The sequence below is a fragment of the Oscillibacter valericigenes genome, from assembly GCF_021531435.1.
GTDB classification, from domain to species: Bacteria; Bacillota; Clostridia; order Oscillospirales; family Oscillospiraceae; genus Oscillibacter; species Oscillibacter valericigenes_B.
Genome location: NZ_JAFBIS010000016.1, coordinates 14963 through 31933, shown reverse-complemented (window position 1 = coordinate 31933; position 16971 = coordinate 14963). Strand labels below are relative to the sequence as shown.

At 61.6% G+C, this 16971-nt stretch carries 15 protein-coding genes and 5 tRNA genes; 14 read left to right on the top strand and 6 right to left on the bottom strand.

From position 1 onward, the window contains the following. The first annotated feature begins 88 nt into the window (after positions 1-88). The 5 genes from JQM68_RS09795 (at position 89) to JQM68_RS09775 (ending at position 620) form a co-directional block, all read left to right on the top strand. Positions 89-163: transfer RNA gene (locus JQM68_RS09795), tRNA-Gly, on the top strand. A 5-nt stretch (positions 164-168) separates the two neighbouring features. Further along, positions 169-245, top strand: a tRNA-Arg gene (locus JQM68_RS09790). 57 nt (positions 246-302) lie between these two features. After that, positions 303-378, top strand: a tRNA-His gene (locus JQM68_RS09785). 49 nt (positions 379-427) lie between these two features. Then, positions 428-502: transfer RNA gene (locus tag JQM68_RS09780), tRNA-Gln, on the top strand. A 42-nt stretch (positions 503-544) separates the two neighbouring features. Next, positions 545-620 (top strand) — tRNA-Lys (locus tag JQM68_RS09775). A gap of 331 nt (positions 621-951) precedes the next feature. On the opposite strand, the gene JQM68_RS09770 is transcribed toward JQM68_RS09775, so the two are convergent. After that, positions 952-2328 carry an ROK family protein gene (locus JQM68_RS09770; RefSeq protein ID WP_235222826.1) on the bottom strand — a complete coding sequence of 459 codons (1377 nt, stop codon included), beginning with the start codon at positions 2326-2328 and terminating at the stop codon, positions 952-954. A gap of 144 nt (positions 2329-2472) precedes the next feature. Continuing rightward, entirely contained in the window at positions 2473-3603 is a 1131-nt protein-coding gene (locus JQM68_RS09765; protein ID WP_235222825.1) for an anaerobic sulfatase maturase, read from the bottom strand. A 203-nt stretch (positions 3604-3806) separates the two neighbouring features. Here JQM68_RS09765 and JQM68_RS09760 point away from each other — a divergent pair, with 203 nt between their 5' ends. The 8 genes from JQM68_RS09760 to JQM68_RS09725 all read left to right on the top strand — a co-directional run bounded on the left by JQM68_RS09760 (position 3807) and on the right by JQM68_RS09725 (position 13882). After that, positions 3807-4592: a sulfite exporter TauE/SafE family protein gene (locus tag JQM68_RS09760; RefSeq protein WP_235222824.1), complete on the top strand. Its 786-nt coding sequence runs from the start codon at positions 3807-3809 to the stop codon at positions 4590-4592. Positions 4593-4716: 124 nt separating this feature from the next. Then, positions 4717-6168, top strand: coding sequence for a sulfatase-like hydrolase/transferase (locus tag JQM68_RS09755; protein ID WP_235222823.1), 1452 nt, complete (start codon positions 4717-4719; stop codon positions 6166-6168). A gap of 14 nt (positions 6169-6182) precedes the next feature. Further along, positions 6183-6965 carry an ABC transporter permease gene (locus JQM68_RS09750; RefSeq protein ID WP_235222822.1) on the top strand — a complete coding sequence of 261 codons (783 nt, stop codon included), beginning with the start codon at positions 6183-6185 and terminating at the stop codon, positions 6963-6965. Next, positions 6941-7732, top strand: a complete 792-nt coding sequence (locus JQM68_RS09745; RefSeq protein WP_235222821.1) for an ABC transporter ATP-binding protein — start codon at positions 6941-6943, stop codon at positions 7730-7732. Before JQM68_RS09750 ends, JQM68_RS09745 begins: the two co-directional genes overlap by 25 nt. A gap of 54 nt (positions 7733-7786) precedes the next feature. After that, the gene (locus tag JQM68_RS09740; RefSeq protein WP_235222820.1) at positions 7787-8845 is read left to right on the top strand and encodes an ABC transporter substrate-binding protein; all 1059 of its coding nucleotides are present in this window, start codon (positions 7787-7789) and stop codon (positions 8843-8845) included. A gap of 241 nt (positions 8846-9086) precedes the next feature. Beyond that, entirely contained in the window at positions 9087-10019 is a 933-nt protein-coding gene (gene cysK, locus JQM68_RS09735; RefSeq protein ID WP_235222819.1) for a cysteine synthase A, read from the top strand. A gap of 144 nt (positions 10020-10163) precedes the next feature. Next, positions 10164-11648: a DUF1846 domain-containing protein gene (locus tag JQM68_RS09730; protein ID WP_235222818.1), complete on the top strand. Its 1485-nt coding sequence runs from the start codon at positions 10164-10166 to the stop codon at positions 11646-11648. Between the two features lie 74 nt (positions 11649-11722). After that, positions 11723-13882, top strand: a complete 2160-nt coding sequence (locus tag JQM68_RS09725) for a Tex family protein (RefSeq protein WP_235222817.1) — start codon at positions 11723-11725, stop codon at positions 13880-13882. A 30-nt stretch (positions 13883-13912) separates the two neighbouring features. Here the strand turns inward: JQM68_RS09725 and JQM68_RS09720 are convergent, their stop codons facing one another. The 4 genes from JQM68_RS09720 to JQM68_RS09705 are packed head-to-tail and all read right to left on the bottom strand — an operon-like array spanning position 13913 to position 15801. Further along, a complete protein-coding gene (locus tag JQM68_RS09720) occupies positions 13913-14236 on the bottom strand; it encodes a hypothetical protein (RefSeq protein ID WP_235222816.1) in 324 nt (107 codons plus the stop codon). Continuing rightward, entirely contained in the window at positions 14223-14840 is a 618-nt protein-coding gene (locus JQM68_RS09715; protein WP_235222815.1) for a hypothetical protein, read from the bottom strand. Before JQM68_RS09715 ends, JQM68_RS09720 begins: the two co-directional genes overlap by 14 nt. 3 nt (positions 14841-14843) lie before the next feature. After that, complete coding sequence (locus JQM68_RS09710; RefSeq protein WP_235222814.1) at positions 14844-15302, bottom strand: hypothetical protein; 459 nt, start codon at positions 15300-15302, stop codon at positions 14844-14846. Beyond that, positions 15283-15801, bottom strand: a complete 519-nt coding sequence (locus JQM68_RS09705; RefSeq protein ID WP_235222813.1) for an RNA polymerase sigma factor — start codon at positions 15799-15801, stop codon at positions 15283-15285. The genes JQM68_RS09710 and JQM68_RS09705 overlap by 20 nt, the downstream gene beginning before the upstream one ends. A gap of 136 nt (positions 15802-15937) precedes the next feature. On the opposite strand from JQM68_RS09705, the gene JQM68_RS09700 reads away from it, so the two are divergent. Beyond that, entirely contained in the window at positions 15938-16936 is a 999-nt protein-coding gene (locus tag JQM68_RS09700) for an XdhC family protein (RefSeq protein WP_235222812.1), read from the top strand. The last annotated feature ends 35 nt before the right edge of the window (positions 16937-16971 follow it).

The following is a 16971-nucleotide window of genomic DNA, read 5'->3' as shown; positions in this document are numbered from 1 at the left end:
AAAGTACAAATAAAATCAGCTTTCCGCTTGACACAGCAAATTTTTCATGCTAATATATCAAAGCTGACGATTTCCAGGGAGGGCGAACGCAGGTGTAGCACAATGGTCAGGGCACCAGCCTTCCAAGCTGGGGATGCGAGTTCGATTCTCGTCACCTGCTCCATAAACGCGCCAGTAGCTCAGCTGGATAGAGCAACTGCCTTCTAAGCAGTAGGCCAGGGGTTCGAGTCCCTTCTGGCGTACCAGCTCTCCTTATGAAGCGAACGTCGGTGAATAGAATCATTCCGCATCGTTGAGATGTGGTGGGTGTAGTTCAATTGGCAGAGCACTGGATTGTGGTTCCAGGTGTTGTGGGTTCGAGTCCCATCACCCACCCCAGACAAAGAAGGGGATCGGGGCTATCCCGGTCCCCTCTTTCTTTCCACATTGGGGCGTCGCCAAGTGGTAAGGCAAGGGACTTTGACTCCCTCATCCGCTGGTTCGAGTCCAGCCGTCCCAGCCAAGCCGATCCACGCCGCCGGCGTTTAAAATTAAATGAAAGCATGATCCGGTAGCTCAGTCGGCAGAGCAACTGCCTTTTAAGCAGTGGGTCCGGGGTTCGAATCCCCGCCGGGTCACCACGTCGGAGCAAAGTCCGCTTTGCTCCGACGTTCTTTTATTCCCTTGGAACAAAAGAACGTCATCCGCCCGCTCCCTTGCTCCTCCTTTCCAACCGCAATTCGCTGCGCAGCCGTTGGCGGCTTTGCCGCCTTACGGATGCGGCGTACCCCTTGCGGGTGCTTCGCTGGATTCGCGGTTGGCTTTGGGCGACGGCCTCCGCCGTCACCAGGGAGAGCCCGCAGGCGCAGCGCATTCTGATTTATCTGTGAAAAATATGTGCCCCGGCCATAAAAATCCCCCCGGCTGACGGGAACAGACTGTTCCCGTCAGCCGGGGGGATTGGCGTTCAGCTTACTTCATCTCAGGCAGGCTGGCGGCGGCCATGGACTGGCCCACCCGACGGAACTTCTCGTCGGGCAGGGTCAGCTTGAAGCCGGCGGCGGCCTCGGGGTACTCGTCGTTCAATACCTGCTGGCACTTCTCCAGCAGCAGGTCGCCGCCCTTGCCGCTCATCACGCGGCCCAGCAGCAGCACATAGCGGAAGCCGTATTTCTCATAGTAGTAGGCCAGGGTGTGACCCAGGTAGCAGCCGATGGACTCATAGACCTTGGCGGCCCGCTGGTCGCCCTCCTCCATCAGCTTCTGGGTGACCTTCAGCTTTTCGGCGGGGGACAGGCTCTCATCCAGCTCGATGCCGGCCCGGGGCGCCAGCTTGTTCACGCCGTCCTGACAGAAATACTTCACGCCGCAGCCGATGTCGCCGGACCACTCGTCCAGCATGGCGTCGGGGTTGGCGTCCACGGGGACGAAGGCCAGCTCGTTGAGCCAGCCGGTGATCTGGCCGTTTTCATCCACGTAGCCCACGGCCTCGCTGGTGCCCATGGCGATGCCCAGCACGTTGTTGTCGTTCAGGCTCATGGTGCCCGCCAGGGCGGACACGTCGCCGTCGTTGGCCACGGCGTAGGGCACGTCGCCGAAGGTGTCGGTGATGGCACGGATGAAAATGTCCTTCACCTTGGCCTCATACAGGTCCTTGGGGACCTTCAGGAAAAGGGAGGCCTTCATGGTGCGGTTGTTGATGTAGATGCCGGCGGAGGAGACGCCCACGGCGTCCACCCGGGGCATGTGGGCGGCGGCGGACTTCAGGGCGGAGACAATGCCCTCGTAGTGGTACTCCGGGTCGGGATTGACTTTGGGAAGCCACACGACCTCCTCGGAAAAGACGGTCTCGCCGTCGATGACAGCGGAGACCTTGCGGTCGGAGCCGCCGGCGTCAAAACCGATGCGGCAGCCCTCCAGATGGCCGCCCATGGGGACGGGTTTGTCCAGCGTCTCGGGGATGTCCTCGGTATAGACCACCTCAAAGGGCTTCTCAAAGACGTCAGCCATGAATTCCCAGTCAAAGGCCCGCTCTCCGCCGGCGCAGTACACGCCGCGAAGGTACTCATAGATGCCCTGGTCGCTCACATACACCTTGAAGCCGCCCTTCATCCACAGCTCGGTCTTCACCAGGCGGTCGATGTAGTAGCGGTCGGCGGCGGCCATTTCCGGCGTGCCGTGGATGAAGGTGTGGGTGGTGGCGATCTGGCCGTCGGCACGCTCGACAGCGATGGAGACCGGCTTGGCGGCGTCCTTCAAAAAGGCACGGTTAAATTTCAGAATGGGGGTAAATTCAGGGTCCAGAACAGGCACGTTTTTTACGTCAACAGAAATACCGTAACGTTCCATGGAATGTCCTCCTAAATCAGATAGTTTCCTGCGTCACATATCGTTATCACTGGTTTTAGTTTAGCACACGGCCGCTGCTATGTCATTAGTTTTTTAGAAAAAAATCAAAACCGGGAGAAAAAACAGACAAAAAACCGTCAGAATTCACAAACCCGCTCTGCGCCGCAGCAGCTGATAGACCTCCATCAGCCGGGGGGCGGCGTAGTCCAGAAATTCCCGGTACGCTTCGCAGAAATAGTTTTTCCCGGTGGAATCCGCCGTCACCGGTTCCCGGTTGCGGCGGCAGCCGTTGCGACAGAGCATGACATACCGGCAGGCGCGGCACTCCTCCGGCAGGCGGCGGGACCACTGGATGAAGCCCAGTTCCTGCCGCTTCTGCTCCATCTCCGGGAAGGAGTCCGTCAGGATATTGCCCAGCCGCCACCGGTCCAGGGCGTAGAAGTCGCAGGGGTAGACGCTACCGTCCGCCTCGATGACCCACTGGGGGGCGCAGACCCCCTGAAGGTTGCAGCTCTCCGGCGCCTGGCCGGAGAGGAGCATCATCAGGTTTTCAAAATAGCGGTTGTAGACATACCGCCCGGCCTTCATGTCCAGATACCAGGCGTCGAACACGGCCTTGAGGAAGGCACCGTACCGCTCCGGGGTCAGGGAGTACTCATTGCCGCCGGGGGCCTGGCCGATGGGGTCCAGGCACTCGATGTACTGCTGGTAGCGGAACCCCTGCTTTTTGAAAAACTCGTATACCTGCCGGCCCCGGCGGGCGTTGGCGGCGCTGACCACCGTCAGGATGTTGAAGTCCACTCCGTGCCGCTCCAGCAGGCGGATGGAGGCCATCACCCGGTTGAAGGTGCCCTTGCCCGCCCGGTCCACCCGGTAGCGGTCGTGGAGCTCCTTGGGCCCGTCCAGGGAGATGCCCACCAAAACCTTATTTTGGGCGAACCACTGGGCCCATGCCTCATCCAGGGCGTAGCCGTTGGTCTGGAAGGCGTAGTGGACCCGGACGCCCCTGGGGTTGGGGTGGGCGGACACGTAGTCCGTCAGGCCCCGGAAAAAATCCAGCCCCGCCAGAGACGGCTCCCCGCCCTGGAAGGCAAAGGTGCAGTCCCCATCGGCCCAGGCGAGGGCCTTGTCCGCGATGAGGCGCATGGCCTCCGGGGTCATGCGGCCCATAGAGGCCACGGCGCGGTTTTCCGCCTCGTCGGTATAAAAACAGTACCGGCAGCGCATGTTGCAGCTTCCGGAGGCCGGTTTGATGAGCAGGCTGATGGGGGGCATGGGCACCTCCTTGGGATTCCCGGCGGCGGACCGCCTGAACTGTTCCCATGATACCCCCTTTTTCCCGGAAGGGCAAGACAGAGAAGCCCCCCTTGGGTAGATTTCCGCTTGACTTTCCCCCGCCGCACCGATACCATGGATGTAACGAATTCTGTGGGCATGGGGGAAGACGCTTCGCCATGCTTGAAAGGATGAAAGGAAAAATGGTCATTCTTCTGGTATTCCTGGTCTGTTTCCTCGCCTCCGTGGCGGGCGCCATCTGCGGCATCGGCGGCGGCGTTATCATCAAGCCCGCCCTGGATGCCTTCGGCATCATGGACGTGGCCACCATCAGCTTTCTCTCCGGGTGCACGGTGCTTTCCATGACCACCTATTCGGTGCTCCGGTCCCGCCGCAGCGGTGCCTCCGCATTTGAGCGCGCCACCGGCCTGCCCATGGCCCTGGGCGCGGCGGTGGGCGGCGTTGTGGGCAAGCAGCTGTTCCAGTTCATCAAGAGCATGAGTGCCGATCCGAACCGCGTGGGCGCCGTCCAGGCCACCTGCCTGCTGGTCGTGACCCTGGGCACCCTGGTCTACACCCTGTTCAAAAGCCGCATCCCCACCCACCGGGTGACCAACCCGGCCGGCTGCGCGGTGATCGGCTTCTTCCTGGGCATCATGTCCTCGTTCCTGGGCATCGGCGGCGGTCCCATCAACCTGGTGGTGCTGTTTTTCTCCTTTTCCATGGACACCAAGACCGCGGCGGAAAATTCCCTGTACATCATCTTTTTCTCCCAGCTGGCCAGCCTCGCCGCCAGCATCCTCACCCATTCCGTGCCTGCTTTCTCCGTCGGCATGCTGTGCCTGATGGTGGGCGGCGGCATTTGCGGCGGCATCTGCGGCCGGGCGGTCAACCGGAAACTGGACAGCCGCGCCGTGGACAAACTCTTTATCGCGCTGATGATCCTGATGATCTTCATCAATGTCTATAATATCTATAAATTCCTCTGATACCGGCAAATTTCAATTTCGGTTGACAAATTCTACAATTTGGACTATGATAAAAATATAAGTTTACACTATTTTGACCAATCCATCCTGGCTTGGGATGAAACAAGGAAAGAAGGAAGCTGGAATGGCAAAACGCAAGAACGTGCTGCTGATCCTTTCTGACCAGCAGCGGCTGGACACGGTGAGCGCTTACGGACTGAACCAGATCTGCAAGACGCCCCACATCGACCAACTGGCTGCGGAGGGCATGAAGTTCACCAACGCCTATACGCCGTCGGCCATCTGCGCGCCGGCCCGTGCCAGCGTAATGACCGGCCTGTATCCCCACAAGCACGGCGTGATCGATAACTTTACCTGCATCCGGGACGGCATCCCCCTGCTGGGGGACTGCATGCACGACGCCGGCTACTACTGCGGCTACGCCGGCAAGTGGCATGTCACGCCTGACAAGCCTCCTGAGGAGTGCGGCTTTGACGACGGCAAGCCCTTTATGGGCTACGGGTTCCCCGGCAGCCAGGTGTTCCCCCACCTGATCTTCAACCAGCCGCCTGACAACAAGCCGAACTACTACGAGGAGTACCTGAAGGAGAACGGGTTTGAGAATATCGACGTCTCCCACGGCTTCCTGGGCGACAACCCCGCCCTCCAGATCCAGGAGATGTTCTGCAAGCACGAAGGCCCGGTGGAGAGCACCATCGAGTATTTCGTGGCCCATGAGACCAACCGGCTCATCGACAAGGCCAGGGAGGAGGACAAGCCCTTCTTCATCTGGGCCAACTTCTGGGGGCCCCACAGCCCCAGCATCGTCCCGGAGCCCTACTACTCCATGTATGACCCGGATGACATCCCGGAACACCCCAGCTACTGCGACGACCTGCTGGACAAGCCCTACGGCTACTACCTCAGCGAGAAGATGTGGGGCCTTGGCAACTACGGCTGGAAGGGCTTCCAGGAGATCGCGGCCCGGTACTACGGCCACTGCACCATGATCGACGACATGGTGGGCATGATCGTGGACAAGCTGAAGGCCGAGGGGCTGTACGACGATACCATCATCATTTACAGCGCCGACCACGGCGACTGCCTGGGCGCCCACAAGCTCATTGAAAAGGGCGCGTTCACCTTCGATGAAATTTACCACATCCCCATGGTGGTGAAGGGCGCCGGTACCAAGGACAACGACAGCTTCGTCTACCTCCATGAGATGATGCCAACGATCCTGGATGTGGCCGGCGTCAAGCCGCCAAAGCCCGTGGACGGCGAGAGCATCCTGCCCCTGATGATGGGCGAGGAGGAGAGCAACGGCCGCACCGAGGTCTACGGCGAGTTCCACAGCCACTTCTACGTGGGCCGCCAGCGGATGGTCCGGGACCACGACTACCAGCTCACCTTCAACGAAAGCGAGCGGGGCGAGCTGTACGACCTGAAAAAGGACCCCTACCAGCTCCACAACGTCTGCTATGACCCGGCCTACGCCGATGTGAAGAAAAAATATCTGGACATCATGTCCAAACATATGAAGGAGCTGGACGACCCTGCCGGCACCTGGTTCCACCGAATCAAGGAATTCTATTGAACGGAGAGTTTAACATGGATGATAAGAAGAAAAGCAAGATCCAAATACCAAACTGGGGATGGCTGCTCATCTCCTTCCTGGTAGCCATGGCGCTGTGGTTTTTCCTGTCTGTCAATCCCAAGACGGCCCGCAGCTTCCCCTTCCTCCCCGCGATTTTGCAGGCTCTGGCCACCGTCATTGAGCGGGGCATCCTGGCAACGGACTTCATCAGCAGTATGATCTCCGTGGTGGCGGGCTTCGCCCTGGGCTTTGTGACCGCCGTCCCCATCGCGTTCCTGATGGCCTGGTACCTGCCGGTCCGGAACATCCTGGAGCCCTGGATCCAGTTCATCCGCAACATTCCCCCGCTGGCCTACGTCCCCCTGGTGGTCATCGCCGTGGGCGTCGGCCGCAAGCCCCAAATCATCGTCATCTGGCTGGCAACTTTCCTGATCATGACCGTGACCATCTATCAGGGCGTCCGCAATGTGGACGAGACGCTGCTGAAGGCGGCCCGGGTGCTGGGCGCCAAGGACAAGGACCTGTTCATCAAGGTCGTGTTCCCCGCCACCACCCCCTTCATTCTCACCGCTGTCCGCCTGGGCGTCTCCGTGGCCCTGACCACCCTGATCGCCGCCGAGTCCACCGGCGCCTCCGCCGGTATGGGCATGCGCATCCGCTCGTTCAGCAACAGCTTTGAAGTGGCACCCATGCTGCTGTACATCATCCTGATCGGCATTATCGGCATCACCTCTGAGAAAATCATCAAAACGTTAGAAAGGAAGTTCACGGGATGGCAGGAGAAGAGAGAAATCTGAAGGTCAAGATCGACCATGTGGAGAAGATCTACGACGGCCGTCAGGGCAAAATGGTCGCTCTGAACGGCGTGGACCTGGACATCTATGAGAACGAGTTCATCTGCGTGGTCGGACCCTCCGGCTGCGGCAAATCCACTCTGCTGAACATCATCGCGGGCCTTCTGGAGCCCACCAGCGGCGCCGTTTATCTGGACGGCAAGAAGGTGGAAGGCACCGGCACCGAGCGCGGCGTGGTGTTCCAGCAGTACGCCCTGTTCCCCTGGCTGACCGTTATGAAGAACGTCATGTTCGGCCTGAAGCTGAAGGGGATGCCGGACGACCAGGCGAAAGAGATCGCCATGAAGTACATAAAAATGGTGGACCTGGAAGGCTTTGTGGACGCCTACCCCAAGGAGCTGTCCGGCGGCATGAAGCAGCGCGTGGCCATCGCCCGCGCCTACGCCGTGCAGCCCGAGGTCCTGCTGATGGACGAGCCCTTCGGTGCCCTGGACGCCCAGACCCGCACCCAGCTGCAGGCGGAACTGACCAAGACCTGGCAGGAGGAGAAGAAGACTTGCTTCTTCATCACCCACGACGTGGAGGAGGCCATCATCCTCGCCACCAAGGTCATCGTCATGAGCGCCCGCCCCGGCCGCATCAAGAAGATCATTGACATCAATCTGCCCTATCCCCGCACCCAGGATTTGAAAATGCAGAAGGAATTCCTGGACCTGAAGGCCCAGATCTGGGGCGAGGTCTACCAGGAGTATCTGGAGGTCCGCAAGTAAGAACCATTTCGGGCGTCTGCCCGGTGGGAAATAAACATTTTTTGGAGGTACAAGATGAAGAACAAATTCATTGCAATGCTGCTGGCTCTCGCGATGGTCCTGTCCCTGGCCGCCTGCGGCGGTAAGACGGAGCCCGCTCCCGCAGAGACCAAGGAGCCCGAGCAGACCGAGCAGCCGGCAGATACCACCCCCGCGGAACCCGCTGAGGAGCCCATCACCCTGAATGTTGCTTACATGCCCAACTACGGCAGCCTGTGGGCTGTGACCACCGCCATCAACAAGGGTTATTTCGAGGAAGCCGGCATCACCGTGAAGCTGGTGGAATTCGCTGACGGCCCGACCATCATCGCTGCTATGGAATCCGGCACCATTGACATGGGTTACATCGGCCAGGGCGCTCACAAGCTGTGCATCAACGGCAACGCCAAGATCTTCGCCCTGTCCCACATCTCCAACGGCGACGCCGTCATCGGCGGCCCCAACGTCAAGACCCTGGAAGACCTGAAGGGCAAGACCGTGGCTTATTCCTCCGGCACCTCCAGCGAGGACATCCTGAAGATGGGCCTGGACAAGGCCGGCCTGACCATGGATGACATCAAGGCTATGGATATGGATGCCTCCAACATCGTGACCGCCATGCTGTCCGGCGGCGTGGACGCCTGCGCCACCTGGTCTCCCAACAGCCTGAAGATCATGGAAGAGCTGGGCGCCGACGGCACTCTGCTGTGCGACAACCTGACCTTCTCCGATACCTCCGTTTCTCTGGCCAGCTGGATCGTGACCCCCAAGTACGCCGAGGCCAACGCCGACAAGATCCTGCGCTTCACCAAGGCTCTGTACAAGGCCATGGACTACGCTGCTGACGGCAACTACGACGAGGTCGCCCAGTATGTGTCCGACCAGACCAAGACCGACTATGATTCTGTCTACGCCGAGCGCGGTGTTGCCGACTGGCTGACCGGCAAGGAAGTGGCCGCCGGCGCCGCTGACGGCACTATCGAGCATTACTACAAGGTCCAGCAGGATAACTTCATCGCGGCCGGCGCCGTGGAGAAGGAAGTTCCCGTCGCTGATTACGTCATGTTCGACAACATGATCGAGGCCGGTAAGTAAGGTTTCCGGATCCCCAGAGAAGCAGGGCTAGTTAGCCCTGCTTCTTTTTTGATCTGAAACAGAAAAAAATCCGTGATACCCCTTGACAAACAGGGGAGAGGAGGCTATAATCCACAACAACCTACTTGAAAGGTTGGTAATAAATGAAGCTGGAACTTTTGCACTTCCGATGTCGATGTTGTTAAACAGTGGAGAAACCCCGTATCTGAACAACATTTATGGCATATAGGAGGAATTGAATATGAGTAACATTTATACATCCGCCGACCAGCTGATCGGCAAGACCCCGCTGCTGGAACTGGTGCACATCGAAAAGGAAGAGGGCCTGGAGGCAAAGGTCCTGGCCAAGCTGGAGTATTTTAACCCCGCCGGCAGCGTGAAGGACCGCATCGCCAAGGCCATGATCGACGACGCAGAGGCCAAGGGCCTTTTGAAGCCCGGCTCCGTCATCATTGAACCCACCTCCGGAAACACCGGCATCGGTCTGGCTTCTGTGGCCGCCGCCCGGGGCTACCGCATCATCATCGTGATGCCGGAGACTATGAGCGTGGAGCGCCGCCAGATCATGAAGGCCTACGGCGCGGAGCTGGTGCTGACCGAGGGTGCCAAGGGCATGAAGGGCGCCATCGCCAAGGCCGATGAGCTGGCCAAGGAAATTCCGGGCAGCTTCATCCCCGGCCAGTTTGTGAACCCCGCCAACCCCGCCGTCCACAAGGCCACCACCGGCCCGGAGATCTGGGCGGACACCGACGGCAAGGTGGACATCTTCGTGGCAGGCGTCGGCACCGGCGGCACGGTCACCGGCACCGGCGAATATCTCAAGAACCAGAACCCCAATGTAAAGGTGGTGGCGGTGGAGCCCGCTTCCTCTCCCGTGCTGAGCAAGGGCACCGCCGGCAGCCATAAAATTCAGGGCATCGGCGCCGGCTTCGTTCCCGATGTGCTGAACACCTCCGTGTACGATGAGATCATCGCCGTAGAGAACGACGACGCCTTCGCCACCGGCAAGCGCATTGGCAAGAAGGAGGGCGTGCTGGTGGGCATCTCCTCCGGCGCGGCTGTGTGGGCCGCCATCCAGCTGTCCAAGCGGCCGGAGAACAAGGGCAAGACCATCGTGGCCCTGCTGCCCGACACCGGCGACCGCTATCTCTCCACCCCGCTGTTCGCGGATTGAATAGGACCCCCTCTCCGGAGCGGCCGCTGTACGCAGCGGCCGCTCTGTTTTTGACGGTTTCTGCCGAAAACGGGCTTTCCAAATTCGAGCGGATATGATATACTTTCCAGTGTTTGATAATTCGGCAAAGAGGGGAAAATCAACATGGGAGCTATTGGATTTGACAATCAAAAGTACCTGACCACCCAGTCGGAGCAGATCAAGCGCCGCATCGCCCAGTTCGGCGGCAAGCTGTATCTGGAGTTCGGCGGCAAGCTGTTCGACGACTACCATGCCTCCAGGGTCCTGCCGGGCTTCGAGCCGGACAGCAAGATCCGGATGCTCCAGCAGCTCAAGGAGGATGTGGAGATCGTTATCGCCATCAACGCGGCGGACATTGAGAAGAACAAGGTCCGCGGCGACCTGGGCATCACCTACGACGACGATGTCCTGCGCCTCATCGACATCTTCCGGGGATTGGGCCTGTATGTGGGAAGCGTGGTCCTGACCCGGTACAACGGTCAGGCCGCCGCCGACGCCTTTTTGAAGCGTCTCACCGCCCTGGGCATCCGCTGCTACCGACACTATCCCATCGCGGGCTATCCCTCGGATGTGCCCCACATCGTCAGCGACGAGGGCCTGGGGAAGAACGACTACATCGAGACCAGCCACTCCCTCATCGTGGTGACGGCGCCCGGCCCCGGCAGCGGCAAGATGGCCACCTGCCTGAGCCAGCTCTACCATGAGCACAAGCGGGGCGTCACCGCCGGGTACGCCAAATTTGAGACGTTCCCCATCTGGAACCTGCCTTTGAAGCATCCGGTGAACCTGGCTTACGAGGCCGCCACGGCGGACCTGGACGATGTGAACATGATCGACCCCTTCCACCTGGAGGCCTACGGCAAGACGGCGGTGAACTACAACCGGGACGTGGAGATCTTTCCGGTGCTGAACGCCATTTTTGAAAAGATTCAGGGCAAATCTCCTTACAATTCCCCTACGGATATGGGCGTCAACATGGCGGGCAACTGCATCGTGGACGACGAGGTCTGCCGCGCGGCCTCGAAGCAGGAAATTCTGCGCCGCTATTACACCGCCTGCGTGGAAAAGCTCCAGGGCAAGTGCGGCGACGAGCCGGTGCGGAAGCTGGAGCTGGTGATGCAGCAGGCGGGCGTGACGCCGGACATCTGCCCGGCGGTGTCTGCCGCCCTGGTAAAGGCGGAAGCCACCCACGGTCCCGCCGGCGCCATGGTCCTGCCGGATGGCCGGGTGGTCACGGGAAAGACCTCCGACACCCTAGGGGCTGCCTCGGCGCTGCTGCTGAACGCCCTGAAAGCCATGGGCGGCATCGGGGACCAGTTCGAGCTGATCTCCGCCCAGGTCCTGGAGCCGGTCTGCCGCCTGAAAACCGCCTATCTGGGCCATAAGAACCCCCGCCTCCACACCGACGAGGTGCTGATGGCCCTCGCCATTTCCGCCCTGACTAATCCCTTGGCGGACCTGGCCCAGCAGCAGCTCCCGCTGCTCCGGGGCTGCGATGCTCACTTTAGCGTGGTGCTCTCCGACGTGGATGAAAAGCTGCTGAAGCGGCTGGGCATCAACGTCAGCTGCGAGCCGCGGTACGAGACGAAGAAGCTGTATCATAAATGAGAGCCGCGGCCTCCCTCGGGAGGCCGCGCCCCGTCCCCCGCAGGGGGGACATTTTTTGTGAAAGGAATCAGACTATGGACATCATCCAAATCCTGGCCCAAGAGCTGGATAAAGACCCCCGCCACGTGGCCAATGTCGTCCAGCTTCTGGACGAGGGCAACACCATCCCCTTCATCGCCCGCTACCGCAAGGAACTCCACGGCGCCATGGACGACACCTCCCTCCGCACCCTGGAGGAGCGGCTGAAGTACCTCCGGGGCCTGGAGGAGCGCCGGGAGGCGGTGAAAAAATCCATCGAGGACCAGGGCAAGCTGACGGAGGAGCTGTCCGCCGCCATCGACGCCGCCCGGACCCTGGCAGAGGTGGAGGATCTGTACCGCCCCTACAAGCAGAAGCGCCGCACCCGGGCCACCGCTGCAAAGGAAAAGGGGCTGGAGCCTCTGGCCCTGCTCCTGTTCGCCCAGGCCCCGGATTGTCCCGACCCGCTGACCGAGGCCGCCCGTTACATCGACCCGGAAAAGGGCGTGGAGACGGCGGAGGACGCCCTGGCGGGCGCATCCGACATCATCGCCGAGCAGATTTCCGACGACGCCGACCTGCGCAAAAAGCTCCGGGACCTGCTGGCGAAGAACGGCCTGCTCCGCAGCGTGGCCGCCACCGACGAGGACACCGTCTACCGCCTGTATTACGACTTTTCCCGTTCCCTCGCTAAGCTCCAGGGCCATCAGGTTTTGGCCATCGACCGGGGCGAGAAGGAGGAAAAACTGAAAGTTTCCGTGGAGTTGGACCGGGAGATGGCCCTCCGCACCGTCCGCCGCCACGCGGTCATCCCCGGCAGCGCCGCCATGGAGTTCGTGAAAGCCGCCGCCGAGGACGCCTACGACCGCCTGATCTTCCCCTCCCTGGAGCGGGAGGCCCGGTCCGAGCTGACCGCCTCTGCCTGCGAGGGCGCCATCGGCCAGTTTGCCCTGAACCTGCGGCCCCTGCTGATGCAGCCTCCTGTGAAGGGCAAGGTGACTATGGGCCTTGACCCCGGTTACCGCATGGGCTGCAAGGTAGCGGTGGTGGACGGCACGGGCAAGGTGCTGGATACCGCCGTGGTGTACCCCACCTACGGCGAGCGGCAGAAGAACGAGGCCATCGTGACCCTCTCCAAACTGATTAAAAAGCACCGTGTGGAGCACATCGCCATCGGCAACGGCACCGCCAGCCGGGAGACGGAGCAGATGGCGGTGGAGCTGATCCGGCAGGTGAATGCCGCCGGCGCCAATGTCAGCTACATGATCGTCTCCGAGGCGGGGGCCTCCGTCTACTCCGCAAGCCCCCTGGCGGCGGAGGAATTTCCCCAGTACGACGTGAACCTCCGCTCCGCCGTGTCCATCGCCCGGCGCTTGCAAGACCCCCTGGCGGAGCTGGTGAAGATCGACCCCAAGGCTATCGGCGTGGGCCAGTACCAGCACGACATGCCCCCGAAGCGGCTGGACGAGGCCCTGGGCGGCGTGGTGGAGGACTGCGTCAACGCCGTGGGCGTGGATGTGAATACCGCCTCTCCGTCCCTGCTGCAGCGGGTCTCAGGCCTGAACGCCACCACCGCCAAAAACGTGGTGGCCTACCGGGAGGAGAACGGCCCCTTCACCTCCCGGGCGCAGCTGAAAAAAGTGCCCAAACTGGGTCCCAAGGCATTCCAGCAGTGCGCGGGCTTCCTCCGCGTGCCGGAGAGCAAGTCTGTGCTGGACAACACCGCCGTCCACCCGGAGTCCTACGACGCCGCCAAGCAGCTCCTGGAGCTGACGGGCCATTCTCTCGCGGATGTGAAGGCCGGGAACCTCGGCAGCCTGCCTGCCCAGGTGAAAGCCTACGGCGAGGAAAAGGCCGCCGAAGCCATCGGCGTGGGCGTCCCCACCCTGCGGGACGTGGTGAGCGAGCTGATGAAGCCGGGCCGGGACATCCGGGACGACCTGCCCGCCCCCATTCTCCGCACCGACGTCATGGAGATGAAAGACCTGAAGCCCGGCATGGTCTTGACGGGCACCGTCCGCAACGTTATCGACTTCGGCGTGTTCGTGGACATCGGCGTCCACCAGGACGGTCTGGTCCACATCTCCCAGGTGGCGGACAAGTTCATCAGGCACCCCTCGGAGGTGGTCTCCGTGGGCGACGTGGTGAAGGTGGTCGTGCTGGAAGTGGACGAGAAGAAAAAACGCATCAGCCTGTCCATGCGCCAGGCAAAGTAAAAAAGAGGTGGACGGAAGTCCACCTCTTTTTTACAGGATAAAGCCGTATTCCGGCCCGTATAGTAACCACCACGCAGCGGCGTACAGGCACAGCGCCGCGCACACCAGCACGAAACACAGCACCATGCCTACCCAGTCGTACTTCACTTTTCCACCGCCTTTTGCCGCCACCAGCGTCTCCGCGCCCAGGCCGATGAGGATGAGGGGTGAGCATTTCAGCGCCCATGCCCAATCCAGCTGGGGCCAGAACATGGAGACCAGCATCAAAACGCCGGAAACCACCAGCACCACGCCCAGGGTAAAGGTCCCCACCCGGCGCTGTTTTTCGGGCGCGGTCCGCTCATTCGTCTCCATGTCCGGCCTCCTGCGCTTCCTCTGCGGGCTCTGCTTCCTCAGCATTCCCACCCGCAGGCTCCTCCGGCGGCGTGAAAGCCGGAATATCCTCGGCCTTTTTCGGCCCCCGGATGAACCACACGCCCAGGGCGATGATGCCCACCGTCACCGCCAGCCGGGGCACGTCGTAAGACAGGATGCGGCCGATCCACCAGGCGTCGAAGAACTGATAGAAAAAGTCCGTCACCCAGTCGGCCGCGGTGGTGTAGAAAACATAGACGCCCAGGATCACCAGCCCCCAGCCCACCAGACTGTGGCGCTTGCGCAGCAGGTCGCTCATCCGGCGGCTGTCCATATCGCTGAGACCGAACAGATAGGCGTCGGGATTGGATTCCGCCTGGGCGTCGGTCTGGCCCCGGAGATTGTAGCTGTCAAAAAAGGAGAACAGCCACAGCGGGATCATCAGCACCGCCAGGGCGCCGATCTCCAGAAAGACCGCCAGGGCAAAGACGGCGCAGAAGGCCGTCAGAATGGAGATGCCCCGCTTCATGTAGCCCTGGTACATCTCGCCGCAGCCGGGGATGCAGGCTGCGATAAACAGCAAAAGTCCGTGCTTTCGTTTCATGGTTTACTTACCTCCCTGGGCGGGCGGCGCCTGCCGGCTCAGCCCGTCAAAAAATTCGTTCACCCCGGACATGGCGCTGTCCAGGGATTCATTCCATTTCCGCAGCCCGTCGGAGACGGTGGGCCGGTCCTCCGGCAGCTCCGGCAGGCGGATGCTCCCGTACCCACTGCCCCAGACCAACGTCAGGGCCAGGACCACGCCGGCCGCGGCCGCCGCATACCGGCTTGTAAAAATCCGCACTGTCCGCGCCCGGATGCGCCGCCAAAGACTCTCCTGACAGGACCGCTCCGCCGTCAGCAGGGGAGCGAGCGCCAGGACGTCGGTGTACCGCTGGAGACACAGGTCGCAATAGGCCAGATGCTCCGCCAGCTCCAGCCGGGCCGTCTCATCCAGCGGCGCTCCGGATGTCAGCGCCGCCAAAGCCTCGTTTGTCAGGTGCCCGTCATGTCGAAAGATTTCCATGTGTCTCACTCCTCTCCAGCCGCTCCCGCAGGAGCCGCTTTCCCCGGGAAAGCTGGGTATGTATCGTTTTCACGGGCCTGCCCAATGCCAGGGCCGCCTCCTCCGGGGACTTTTCCTCCAGCAGGCACAGCCTGCATACCGGCCTGTACGGTTCCTTCAATTCCGCGACAGCCGCCCGGATGTCGTCAGCCCCGGCCCGTTCCAGCACGACCTCCTCGGCGGGCGGCGCCAGACCCGGCGGGATCCCCTCGTCTCCCGGCAGCACCGCGCGGCGGTTCCAGGCACTTTGCAGGTAGTCCTTGGCTTTGTTGGCGGCGATGCGCGCCAGCCATTGCCGTTCGTAGCCCTCCGGCATGGACTCCTGGTGGAGGTAGGCGGCGAGAAAGGTCTCCTGGGTCAGGTCCTCGGCGGCGGGGCCGTCCCGGACCAGCTGGAAGCAGACGGTGTACACCAGCCGTTCATATTGCCGGACCAGCTCCGAAAACCGGTCCCTTGTCATCCCGGACACCGCCTCACCTCCTCCGCTGTCCACTGTCTTTCTATCATACGATTTGAAAAAGCGGATTTCTTCAAAAGTTTGTAAAAAAACCGCCTTCTGTGATACAATGTAAAAAAACAAAAAGGAGAACGGAACTATGCGTGCTTTGCTTCGTCAGTTGGTACATGCTCTGGAAAAAGGACAGGATGCGGAGCTGGTGACGGTGCTGGCCTCCAGCGGCTCCACGCCCCGGGGGGCCGGGGCGGTGCTGGCGGTGTTCCCGGACGGGACCAGCATTGGCACCGTGGGAGGGGGCAATGTGGAATATGAGGCCCAGAAACTGGCGTCCAAGCTGCTGAAAACGGGGGAGAACGCCCTCCGGGAGTTCCGCTTCGTCCAGGGGGATGCTGCCAGTCTGGGCATGGTCTGCGGCGGCGATGTGACCCTCCATTTCCACTGTCTCGCCGCGTCGGACAGCCATGTTGTCACGGTTTTCCGCGCCCTGCTGGACGCCACGGCGGGCAGCACCGACACCTGGCTGGTGCGGAAGCTGGACGGCGCAGCCGTCACCGACATGGGCCTGGCGGACCGCACCGGGACGCACTATATTGAAGACATTCCCGCCGGACTGCTGGAGAGCCGGGCGGTGTTCCGGGAGGGCTGGTTCGTCCTGCCCGCCGTCCGGGGCGGAAGAGTGTATATCTTCGGCGGCGGCCATGTGTCCCAGGCGCTGGTGCCCGCTATCGCGGCGGTGGGCTTCCGCCCGGTGGTCTACGATGACCGCCCGGAGTTCGCGGACCCGGCCCTGTTTCCTCAGGCGGAGGCGGCCCTGTGCGGGTCCTTTACCGCCCTGGCGGAGAGAATCAAGGTAACGCCTGACGACTATGTGGTCATTATGACCCGGGGCCACCAGGCGGACTATGAGGTGCTGACCCAGACCCTCCGCAGCGGGGCCAAGTACATCGGCTGCATCGGTTCAAAGAAGAAGCTGTCCATCTGCCGGGACCGCCTGCTGGCGGCGGGTTTTACGGCGGAGGAGTACGCCAAAGTCCACGCCCCCATCGGCCTCGCCATCGGCGCGGAGACGCCGGAGGAGATCGCGGTGTCCGTCACGGCGGAGATGATCGCTGTCCGGGCGGGACATGAGCTCCCCTGAACGGGTGCGTCCCTGGGAAAACCACCCTCTTGCGG

What these genes read in the sequence shown, in the direction of transcription:
- JQM68_RS09730 (WP_235222818.1), top strand. Translation starts at nt 10,164, where the DNA reads ATGGGAGCTATTGGATTTGACAATCAAAAGTACCTGACCACCCAGTCG.
- JQM68_RS09755 (WP_235222823.1), top strand. Translation starts at nt 4,717, where the DNA reads ATGGCAAAACGCAAGAACGTGCTGCTGATCCTTTCTGACCAGCAGCGG.
- JQM68_RS09740 (WP_235222820.1), top strand. Translation starts at nt 7,787, where the DNA reads ATGAAGAACAAATTCATTGCAATGCTGCTGGCTCTCGCGATGGTCCTG.
- JQM68_RS09705 (WP_235222813.1), bottom strand. Translation starts at nt 15,801, where the DNA reads ATGACAAGGGACCGGTTTTCGGAGCTGGTCCGGCAATATGAACGGCTG.
- JQM68_RS09750 (WP_235222822.1), top strand. Translation starts at nt 6,183, where the DNA reads ATGGATGATAAGAAGAAAAGCAAGATCCAAATACCAAACTGGGGATGG.
- JQM68_RS09745 (WP_235222821.1), top strand. Translation starts at nt 6,941, where the DNA reads ATGGCAGGAGAAGAGAGAAATCTGAAGGTCAAGATCGACCATGTGGAG.
- JQM68_RS09725 (WP_235222817.1), top strand. Translation starts at nt 11,723, where the DNA reads ATGGACATCATCCAAATCCTGGCCCAAGAGCTGGATAAAGACCCCCGC.
- JQM68_RS09710 (WP_235222814.1), bottom strand. Translation starts at nt 15,302, where the DNA reads ATGGAAATCTTTCGACATGACGGGCACCTGACAAACGAGGCTTTGGCG.
- cysK (WP_235222819.1), top strand. Translation starts at nt 9,087, where the DNA reads ATGAGTAACATTTATACATCCGCCGACCAGCTGATCGGCAAGACCCCG.
- JQM68_RS09720 (WP_235222816.1), bottom strand. Translation starts at nt 14,236, where the DNA reads ATGGAGACGAATGAGCGGACCGCGCCCGAAAAACAGCGCCGGGTGGGG.
- JQM68_RS09765 (WP_235222825.1), bottom strand. Translation starts at nt 3,603, where the DNA reads ATGCCCCCCATCAGCCTGCTCATCAAACCGGCCTCCGGAAGCTGCAAC.
- JQM68_RS09700 (WP_235222812.1), top strand. Translation starts at nt 15,938, where the DNA reads ATGCGTGCTTTGCTTCGTCAGTTGGTACATGCTCTGGAAAAAGGACAG.
- JQM68_RS09770 (WP_235222826.1), bottom strand. Translation starts at nt 2,328, where the DNA reads ATGGAACGTTACGGTATTTCTGTTGACGTAAAAAACGTGCCTGTTCTG.
- JQM68_RS09760 (WP_235222824.1), top strand. Translation starts at nt 3,807, where the DNA reads ATGGTCATTCTTCTGGTATTCCTGGTCTGTTTCCTCGCCTCCGTGGCG.
- JQM68_RS09715 (WP_235222815.1), bottom strand. Translation starts at nt 14,840, where the DNA reads ATGAAACGAAAGCACGGACTTTTGCTGTTTATCGCAGCCTGCATCCCC.